This is a genomic window from Streptomyces sp. NPDC037421, from assembly GCF_055602105.1.
The window spans coordinates 1-9,527 of sequence record NZ_JBVJWV010000072.1; the positions used below are offsets into that span (position 1 = coordinate 1).

At 75.0% G+C, this 9,527-nt stretch carries 8 protein-coding genes; 2 read left to right on the forward strand and 6 right to left on the reverse strand.

Annotation, left to right across the window (positions count from 1 at the left end):
- Window positions 1–189: 189 nt before the first annotated feature.
- From ACZ7IF_RS38965 to ACZ7IF_RS38990, 6 genes are all read right to left on the reverse strand, one after another.
- On the reverse strand, window positions 190–1,077 hold the full coding sequence (locus ACZ7IF_RS38965) for an ECF transporter S component (RefSeq protein ID WP_470981745.1): 888 nt from the start codon (window positions 1,075–1,077) through the stop codon (window positions 190–192).
- A complete protein-coding gene (locus ACZ7IF_RS38970) occupies window positions 1,074–2,933 on the reverse strand; it encodes an ABC transporter ATP-binding protein (protein WP_470981747.1) in 1,860 nt (619 codons plus the stop codon). The genes ACZ7IF_RS38965 and ACZ7IF_RS38970 overlap by 4 nt, the downstream gene beginning before the upstream one ends.
- Window positions 2,930–4,138, reverse strand: coding sequence for an energy-coupling factor transporter transmembrane component T family protein (locus tag ACZ7IF_RS38975; RefSeq protein WP_470981749.1), 1,209 nt, complete (start codon window positions 4,136–4,138; stop codon window positions 2,930–2,932). The genes ACZ7IF_RS38970 and ACZ7IF_RS38975 overlap by 4 nt, the downstream gene beginning before the upstream one ends.
- Window positions 4,135–4,839 (reverse strand): SCO2322 family protein, encoded by a 705-nt coding sequence (locus tag ACZ7IF_RS38980; protein WP_470981759.1) that lies wholly within the window; start codon window positions 4,837–4,839, stop codon window positions 4,135–4,137. Before ACZ7IF_RS38980 ends, ACZ7IF_RS38975 begins: the two co-directional genes overlap by 4 nt.
- Window positions 4,839–6,086 carry a prenyltransferase/squalene oxidase repeat-containing protein gene (locus ACZ7IF_RS38985; RefSeq protein WP_470981751.1) on the reverse strand — a complete coding sequence of 416 codons (1,248 nt, stop codon included), beginning with the start codon at window positions 6,084–6,086 and terminating at the stop codon, window positions 4,839–4,841. Before ACZ7IF_RS38985 ends, ACZ7IF_RS38980 begins: the two co-directional genes overlap by 1 nt.
- Before the next feature lie 314 nt (window positions 6,087–6,400).
- Window positions 6,401–7,474 (reverse strand): MBL fold metallo-hydrolase, encoded by a 1,074-nt coding sequence (locus ACZ7IF_RS38990; protein WP_470981753.1) that lies wholly within the window; start codon window positions 7,472–7,474, stop codon window positions 6,401–6,403.
- A gap of 216 nt (window positions 7,475–7,690) precedes the next feature.
- On the opposite strand from ACZ7IF_RS38990, the gene ACZ7IF_RS38995 reads away from it, so the two are divergent.
- A complete protein-coding gene (locus ACZ7IF_RS38995; protein ID WP_470981755.1) occupies window positions 7,691–9,142 on the forward strand; it encodes an aldehyde dehydrogenase in 1,452 nt (483 codons plus the stop codon).
- Entirely contained in the window at window positions 9,142–9,375 is a 234-nt protein-coding gene (locus tag ACZ7IF_RS39000; RefSeq protein WP_470981757.1) for a ferredoxin, read from the forward strand. The genes ACZ7IF_RS38995 and ACZ7IF_RS39000 overlap by 1 nt, the downstream gene beginning before the upstream one ends.
- Window positions 9,376–9,527: the final 152 nt, after the last annotated feature.

Here is a 9,527-nt window from a genome sequence, read left to right on the forward strand (position 1 = left end):
TTAGCCAGCCCCCCGACGCCCTGGCAACGCCCCCCACCTACTAACCCCCCTCGCAGCACAGGCCCAACGCCCCGGACGCAAACCCGTACGGCAACAGCCCCGCCCGACTACTAACCCCGGCCGGATGTGACCTGGGTCCTGTGGGCCGCCTCACCGCCCCGCACCCCGAATGTCACTTCACGTAGCCGGTCAGACCCGCTGTGGTGGGTGTCCCCGGTCACATTCGGCCCCCGAATCGAAGGCAACGGACGCGTCGAACGCGGCTTTCCGAGTCGCCCGCCGCAGCGCCCTCAGCAGCGTGCCCCCGAGGGTGAGCGTCAGTACGACCGTCAGCGCGGCCCGCCCCAGGTCCCAGCCCACCGAGGTCGCCAGGCAGTACGCGACGAAGCGCGCCAGGTTCTGCGGCACCGGGTCGCCGGGGTGGAAGGAGATGCCCTGCCCCATGCCCTGCAGGATCACCCAGCCCTGGAGGTTCATGACCGTGCCGTACGCGAAGGAGCCCAGGAACCCGTACGCGGCGAGCATCGCCAGCTCGGCCCGCCCCCGGATCCTCACCCAAGCTCTCGGCTTCGCCTGAGCAGGGGGGACCCCCATCGCCCCGGGCAGCAGCCCGGCGCCCAGCGAGAACCAGCCCATCGCCAGCATCTGGAACGGCATCCACGGCCCGACCCCGCCCGTGAGCAGCGCGGACGCGAACATCGTGACGGAGCCGAGGACGAAGCCGAAGCCGGGACCGAGGACGCGGCCGCTGAGCACCATCAGGAAGAACATGGGCTCCAGGCCGGCCGTGCCCGCGCCCAGAGGCCGCAGCGCCGCCCCCACGGCGGCGAGCACCCCGAGCATCGCGACCGCCTTGGAGTCCATGCCGTTGTCGGCGATGGTCGCGATGACCACGGCGACGAGGAGGGGGAGCAGCGCGGCGAAGAGCCACGGGGCGTCCTGGGAGTGGGCCAGGCCGGACTGGCGGTCCGCGAGCAGCGGCCAGCCGAAGGCGGCGATGCCGATGAGGGTGACCAGGACCAGGGCCGCGGCGGCGCGGGGGCCGACGCGGACCGGGCGGGCGGGCCGGGGGGTCACGGGGTGGCCTCCAGAGCGGCGGCGACCTGGGACACCGTGAGCCAGTGGCCCGGCGCCAGGATCTTCGCCACCTGGGGCGCGAAGGCGGGGGAGGAGACGACGACCTCGGCCGTCGGACCGTCCGCGACGATCTCCCCGCCCGCCAGGATGACCACCCGGTGGGCCAGCTCGGCGGCCAGCTCCACGTCGTGCGTCGCCAGGACGATGGCGTGGCCGTCGGCGGCGAGGCCGCGCAGCGTCTCCACCAGGCGGGCCTTGGCGGCGTAGTCCAGACCGCGGGTCGGCTCGTCGAGGAGGAGCAGGGCGGGGCGGGCGGTCAGCACCAGGGCCAGCGCCAGGGTCAGGCGCTGCCCCTCGGACAGGTCACGGGGGTGGGTGGCGTCCGGCACGCCGGGCAGCAGGCCGCCGACCAGGGCGCGGCAGGTCCCGGGGGCCGCCCCGGCGTCGGCGTCCGCCGCGGCGCACTCGGCGGCGACGGTGTCGGCGTAGAGGAGGTCGCGGGGCTCCTGCGGCACCAGGCCGACCCGGCGGACCATCTCCGGGGGCGGGGTGCGGTGCGGGGTGCGGCCGCCGACGGTCACCTGGCCGGTGGAGGGGGCGAGGCTGCCGGTGAGGGCGGCGAGGAGGGTGGACTTGCCGGCCCCGTTGCGGCCCATGAGGGCGACGGTCTCGCCGGGGGCCACCTGGAGGGTGACGTCGTGGAGCACCTCGGCGCGGGCGCGGCGGACGCCGAGGTTCGTGGCGGAGGCCGCGGGGGTTCCGGCGGCGGGGGTGCCGGGCGTGGCGTCGCCCGGCCCGCGCCGGGAGCGGCCGGTCAGCCGGGCCAGCCGGGCGGGGAGGCGAGGGGTTGGTGCGGGTGCGGGTGCCGGTGCCGGTGCGGCGGGTGCCGCTGCGCGGGGCTGCTCCCCGCCCCGCCCTTCACCCGTTCCCGCCTCAGTCGCCGGCGCGGCTGGTGCAGACTCGGCGCTGCCGCGCCCGCGCCTCAAACGCCGGCGGGGCTCGATTTCCAGCCCGTCCGGCAGGGGCGGCGGCGGGGAGGCGGGGGACAGGCGGTCGCGGAGCGGCGCGGCGCGGCGGCGGGCGTCGCGGACCGAGAGGGGGAGCGGGGTCCAGCCCGCCAGGCGGCCCAGGGAGACCACCGGGGGGTGCACCGGGGAGACGGCCATGATTTCGGACGGGGTGCCCAGCAGCGGGGGCTCGCCCGGGGACGGGAGCAGGAGCACGCGGTCGGCGTACTGGACCACCCGTTCCAGGCGGTGCTCCGCCATCAGCACCGTCGTTCCCAGGTCGTGGACCAGGCGTTGCAGCACCGCCAGGACCTCCTCCGCGGCCGCAGGGTCCAGCGCGGAGGTGGGTTCGTCGAGGACCAGGACCTTCGGGTGTGTCGTCAGGACCGAGCCGATCGCCACCCGCTGCTGCTGGCCGCCCGACAGGGAGGCGATCGGGCGGTCGCGGAGCTCGTTCAGGCCGAGCAGGTCCAGGGTCTCCTCCACCCGGCGCCGCATCACCGCCGGCGGCAGGCCCAGCGACTCCATCCCGTACGCCAGCTCGTCCTCGACCACGTCCGTCACGAAGTGGGCCAGTGGATCCTGTCCCACCGTGCCCACCACGTCCGCCAGCTCGCGCGGCATGTGCGTACGGGTGTCCCGCCCCGCCACCGTCACCCGTCCGCGCAGCGTCCCGCCCGTGAAGTGCGGGACCAGCCCGGACACCGCCCCCAGCAGGGTCGACTTGCCGACCCCCGACGGGCCGACCAGCAGGGTCAGCTCACCCTCCGGGAGGGTGAAGTCCGCGTCCCGGAGAGAAGGGTGTGCGGCGCCGTCGTACGTCACCGACACCTGCTCGAAGCGGATCAACGGGAGGACTCCTCGGAAGGTACGGGGGCCACGAAGGCCGGAAGCAGGCCGATCAGGATCGCCGCGGCGGGCCACAGCGGCAGCGCGGGAGCGACCAGCGGGACCACGCCCGGCCGCAGCCCCTCCGGGTCCACCGAGCCCGCGCGGATCAGCAGCGCAGCCACCGCCGCCCCCGAACCGGCGACCAGCCAGGCCCGCACCCCCCACCGGTCCGGCCGGTAACGGGTGCGGATGCTGCGCCGCCCGCCGAGCCGCAGGCCCGCGAGGGCCAGCACGAGGCCGATGCCGAGCACGGGCAGCCCGTACACGGCGCCTTCCGCCGCGAGCAGCCCGTACGTGCCGGCGCACATGCCGAGCAGGCCGCCGAGGGTGAGGGCGTTGGTGGTGTGCCGCACGGCCGGCGGGACCTGGGCCGTACGCCCGTACCCGCGCGCGTCCATCGACGCGGCGACCGCCACCGAGCGCTCCAGCGCCCCCTCCAGGACCGGGAGCCCGATCTGGAGGACGGCCTTCACCCCGCCGGTGGGGCGCCCGCGCAGCCGGCGGGCGGTCCGCAGCCGGGCCACGTCGGCGACCATGTTCGGCGCGAAGGTCATGGCGACGACCACCGCCACGCCCGCCTCGTACAGTGCGGCCGGCAGCGACTTCAGCAGCCGTGCCGGATTGGCGAGGGCGTTCGCCGCGCCCACGCAGATCAGCAGGGTCGCCAGCTTCGCGCCGTCGTAGAAGGCGAAGACCAGCTGCTCGGCGGTGACCCGGCCGCCGAACCGGATGCCCTGCGCCCACGCGGGGAGCGGGACCTCGGGCAGGGTGAAGAGGGTGTGCGCGCCGGGGATCGGGGAGCCCAGCAGCATGGAGAAGACCAGCCGCAGCCCGATGACGAAGAGGCCGAGCTTGACGAAGGCCCCGTAGGAACGCGCCCACGGTGCCTCCGTCCGGCGGGCCGCCACCACGTACCCGGCGACGCCGACGATCAGGCCGAGCAGCAGCGGGTTGGTGGTCCGGGAGGCGGCGGTGGCCAGCCCGAGGGCCCACAGCCACCAGGCCCCCGCGTGCAGGGCGTTCCCACGCCGTGCCTCGGGGGCCCGCCAGCGGCCTTCCTTCCCGTACGCCGGCCCGTGCGGGGGACCGGACCGCCCGGCCGCACCGGGCCGGGCCGGGGGTACGTCGGCACGTGCCGCGCCGTGGGTGGGGCGCGGGGTCATCGCCTGCGGCGGCGGGACCGCCAGACGGCGGCGGCGCCCAGGGCGAGGACCGCAGCGACGCCCAGGTACAGGCCGGCCGAGGGGCCGCCGCCCGAGGAGCTCTCCGCAGCAGAGGCGGGGGCGGAGGCGGAGGCAGGTGCCGACGGCTTCGGCTGCTCCGCGTCCTGGATGGGCTCGCCGCAGCCGGTCCTCGGGTAGCCGGAGATCCCGCACAGCAGCGCCGCGCCGTTGTAGCGCAGCGGCTTCGCCACCTCCGCCAGCGCCTCGGCCGCCGTGGCCCCGGGCGCCAGCTGTGCGCAGGCCGTGCGCGGGGTGCCCTGCGGCGGGGCCTCGCCGGAGGGGGCGTCCTCGGGCACGCCGAAGTCGATGACCAGCGCCACCCGCTTCTTGCCCTCGGCCGGGGCGGTGCCGCCGCAGACGGCCTCGAAGTCGGCGGCCGCGCGCGGCTGGGCCGCCTCGGCAGCGGCGTCCTTGCTCACGGAGAAGCGGAAGCCGAGCGTGGCGCCGTCCGCGGGGCGGGCCGTCGAGGGGCCCTGGGTGGCGTACGCCCAGCGGCCGCCCGCACCGTCCCAGAACGACCAGTAGCGGTAGCTCGCCGCCAGGGCCGGTGACGCCGCGAACAGGGTCAGCAGCAGACCCAGTACGGCCAGGACACCGGTGAGCGCACCGGCCGGGGTACGGGTGCGGCTGCCGCGGCGGATCACTGCTGCTGCTTCTTCCTGCGGCCGCTCAGCAGGATGCCGATGCCCATGCCGGCCGCGGCGCCCGCGCCGACGATCCACCAGATGTTCTGGTTGCCGGAGCCCGGCTTCTCCTCGCCCTTCACCTTCTGCGGTTCGGCGTCCGGCACGGCCACCGGGGCCGGGCCCGTGGCGTTCAGCGCCGCCACCAGGTCGACGCCGCCGAAGGCCTTCGGGTCGGTGCCGGTCGCGTGGGCGGTCAGGACCAGGGTGGCCAGTGCGGCCGGGTTGCGGTTGGCCCACGCGGTGGAGTTCTTCTGGAGCCACTCCAGGGCGCCCGCCGCCGCCTGCCGGTGCCCGGCCGCGGCCAGGGCGATCACGGCGTCGGCGGTGTTGCCGGTGTCGGCGGTGGGCTGGTCGGCACCCGGGGTGACCGCCGTCAGGTGGCCGTCCTTCTTCAGCGCCTCGGCCAGGTAGCCGGCCGCGCCCTGGGCCGCGCCCGCCGGGTCGGCGGAGCCGGCCGGGCAGGCCAGCGCGGCGGCCGGGGTGTCCGTGGCGGCCGGGTCGACGACGATGCCCTTGCCCAGGCCCGCCAGCGCGGCGGCGGCCGTGGCGTCGGCGTTCGCGGCGAGCTTGCCGTCGGCCGGCTGGTACCCGAAGGCACCCCGGTCGGAGGCCGGTTCGGCGGAGCAGCCGAGCTGGAAGGAGAGCAGCCCGTCGTACGCGGACTTGCCCGCCTTCGACTTGACCTCGGCGGGCTTCTCGCCGGCCGCGGCCAGCGCGCTGATCACGATGGAGGTGGAGCTGCCCTCGCTGGGGGAGCCCGGCACGTAGGCCCAGCCGCCGTCCTCGTTCTGTACGGACTTCAGCCAGTCCGTCGACTTCCTGAGCTCCGCGTCCTTGCCGCCGAGGGCCTTCATGGCCTGCACGGCGATGGCGGTCGCGTTGGTGTCGTACGTCGTCTTGTCGTCGCACGGCAGGCTGGCGTCGCGGTAGGAGGCGAAGCCGCCGTTCGGGCACTGCTGGGCCTTGAGGAAGGCCACGGCCTGCGGCGCGGGCTTCACGCCGGCCGTCTGCTGGGCGAGCAGCGCGAGGGACTGCCGCCACACGCCGTCGTACGTCGGATCGGCCTTGCCGAACAGGCCCGCCGGGAGGTTCGGGGGCGCGGAGGGGGAGGGCGCCGGCGTGTCGGCGAGGGCGGCGGGGGCGGCGCCCACGCAGAGCACGGCGGATGCGGCGAGCGCGGCGGCGCTGCGGCGGACGTTCATGGCGGGGCGGGTGCCTCTCGTACGGGGGGCGGGAGACAGGCACGCGCAGGCACCGGGCTCCGGCTCCGTTTACCTCGACGGTGCCGGCCGCCGGAGGACCCGGCGGCACGAGCCGCGCACCTCCGGTACAGGGCATTCCGGCTGCCGTCCCACGTGCTGCGGGCCGGTCACGGTTGCGGGTCAGCGCCGGATTCGCACCGGCTTCCCCCCGTACGGAAGTGTGGACGACGGGCTCACTCTACCGGCCCGTAGCTCCCGGTCCCGGTGGCGCGGGGGCCCGTACGGGCGGCCCCGGAGCCGTACCGGGCGGCGGCCTACAGCGCCCGGTACGCCACCGGGTCCGTGCCCGGGACCGCCTCCGCCCGGCCCTGCTTCACCAGCCGCCGCAGATGCGCCTCCGCTTCCGAGACGGCGATGTTCCGGGAGCCGTACGGGATCTGCTCCCAGGGCCGGTTCCACTCCATCCGCTCCGCGAGCCCCCAGGGGGTCAGCGGCTCCGCCAGCAGCCGCCACAGCCCGGTCAGCCGCTCCTCGTGGTGCTCCAGCAGCTCCCGTACGCGGGCGGGTGCGTCGGTGAAGGCGTACTGGTGGGCCGGGAGCACCTCGGCGGGCGCCAGGCGGCCGATGCGTTCGAGGGAGTCGAGGTAGTCGCCGAGCGGGTCGGTGACACGGGTGTCCTCCGGGGCCTCGTACAGGCCGATGTGCGGGGAGATCCCGGGGAGGAGGTGGTCGCCGGAGAAGAGCCGGCCGTTGCCGGGGAGGCCGGCGGGGTGCCGCTCCTCCAGGTGCAGGCAGACGTGGCCGGGGGTGTGCCCGGGGGTCCAGATCGCGCGCAGCCTGCGCCCGGTGAGGGGCAGCAGCTCGCCGGGGACGATCTCCCGGTCGGGCACGGCGGCACTGAGCCCGGGCAGGGTGCGGACGCGGCCGCTCGCCCGGGCCGCGCGGAGCGGGGCGACGTGCTCCTCGGGGGCCCCGGCGGCGGCCAGCTTCCCGCTCATGTAGTCGAACCAGACGCCGGGCTCGGCGGATCGGGTCCGCAGGACGACCTCGGTGTCGGCGGCGTGCATCGCGATCCACGCGCCCGAGGCCTCGCGCACCTGCCCGGACAGGCCGTGGTGGTCGGGGTGGTGGTGGGTGATGACCACCCCGTGCACGTCGGCGACGGCGATGCCGAGCGCGGCGAGCCCGGCGGTGAGGGTGTCCCAGGAGGCGGGGTCGTCCCAGCCGGTGTCGATCAGGACGGGCCCGCGGTCGGTGTCGAGGACGTGGACGAGGGTGTGGCCGAGGGGGTTGTCGGGGATCGGGACGTGGATGGCGTGGACGCCGCCGCCGTGGTCGGTGACCCGGGGGGCGGTCACTGGGATGGGTTCCGGGGTCGTCTCTGGCATGGCTCTCCCTGGGCGGCGTGGGCCGGTGGCCCGATCTGACGAGAACGCGTTTCAGTAGTAGCCCAAGTCGACCATTTATCCGGCCGTCTGACCAGCCGTCGGATCTTGCGTCTGCCTCGCCACCGACCCCGTCCTGACCGTGGACTCCTCGAACTAGAACTGGTATCAGTTCTGCGACATCGGTGAGATCGTGCGCAGCCCCTGGAGGCATCGGACATGACCGAGCTCGTGGAACACGGCCAACTGTTCATCGGCGGGGAATGGACCGATCCGCTGGGCACCGACACCATCCGGATCGTCTCCCCCCACACCGAGCAGGTCATCGGCAGCGTCCCGCACGCCTCCCGGGCCGACGTGGACCGGGCCGTGGCCGTCGCCCGCAAGGCCTTCGACGAGGGCCCCTGGCCCCGCCTCCCGCTGGAGGAACGGATCGCCGTCGTCTCCCGCATCAAGGACGCCATCGCCGTCCGGCACGAGGAGATCGCCCGCTCCATCAGCTCCCAGAACGGCTCCCCGTACTCCTGGAGCGTCCTCGCCCAGGCGCTCGGCGCGATGATGGTCTACGACTCCGCCATCAAGGTCGCCGCCGAATACCCCTACGAGGAGCGCCGCCAGGGCGCGCTCGGCCCGATCCTCGTACGCCGCGAACCGGTCGGGGTCGTCGCCGCCGTCATCCCGTGGAACGTCCCCCAGTTCGTGGCCGCGGCGAAGCTCGCGCCCGCGCTGCTCACCGGCTCCTCGGTCATCCTCAAGCCGTCGCCCGAAGCCCCGCTGGACTCCTTCATCCTGGCGGACATCGCACGGGAGGCCGGGCTGCCGGAGGGCGTGCTGTCCATCCTGCCCGCCGACCGGGAGGTCAGCGAGTACCTGGTCGGGCACCCCGGTGTCGACAAGGTCGCCTTCACCGGCTCCGTCGCCGCCGGCAAGCGGGTCATGGAGGTCGCCGCCCGCAACCTGACCCGGGTCACCCTCGAACTCGGCGGCAAGTCCGCCGCCGTGATCCTGCCGGACGCGGACCTGGCGAGCACGGTCGCCGGGATCGTGCCGGCGGCCTGGATGAACAACGGCCAGGCCTGTGTGGCGCAGACCCGGATCCTCGCCCCGCGCAGCCGGTACGAGGAGGTGGCCGAAGCCCTCGCGGCGGCCGCCGGCGCCCTCGTCGTCGGCGACCCCCTCGACCCGGCGACGCAGCTCGGGCCGCTGGTCGCGAAGCGGCAGCAGCAGCGCTCCCTGGACTACATCCGGATCGGCCAGGAGGAGGGCGCGAAGGTCCTGGCGGGCGGCGGCCGCCCGGCCGGCCTGGAGCGGGGCTGGTACGTGGAACCCACCCTCTTCGGCGACGTCGACAACTCGATGCGGATCGCCCGAGAGGAGATCTTCGGCCCGGTCGTGTGCCTGATCCCGTACGGGGACGAGGCGGAGGCCGTACGGGTGGCCAACGACTCGGAGTTCGGCCTGAGCGGCAGCGTCTGGACGGCCGACGTGGAGCACGGCATCGACTTCGCGCGGCGCGTGCGGACCGGCACCTTCAACGTGAACACCTTCAGCCTGGACATGCTGGGACCGTTCGGCGGCTACAAGAACAGCGGCGTGGGGCGGGAGTTCGGCCCGGAGGGACTGAGCGAGTACCTGGAGCACAAGATGATCCACCTCCCGGCGGGTGCGTGATGGGGGACCGCTGGCAGGTCGAGGTCGACCGGGGGGTCTGCATCGGCTCGGGCATGTGCGTGAACCACGCCCCCGACGCCTTCACCCTCGACTCGGCCCGCCAGTCCCACCCCCGCTCCCCGGAGACGGACGCCAACGAACCCACCCTGACGGCCGCCGAGGGCTGCCCGGTGGAGGCCATCCTCATCACCTTGTCGGCGACGGGGGAGGCGGTGTTCCCGCCGGAGGAGTGAGGGGTGGGGTGGGGGCGGGGTGGGGGGGCGGGGTTTCGGCTGGGCGGTCTCAGGGCTGGTTTGGGGGTTTCCCGTCAGTCCCATCGTCCTTCCGTGTCGGGCTGGTCCCTCAAGGGCGCTCCTTCGGTCGCGTCACTGCGTGATCGCCTTCG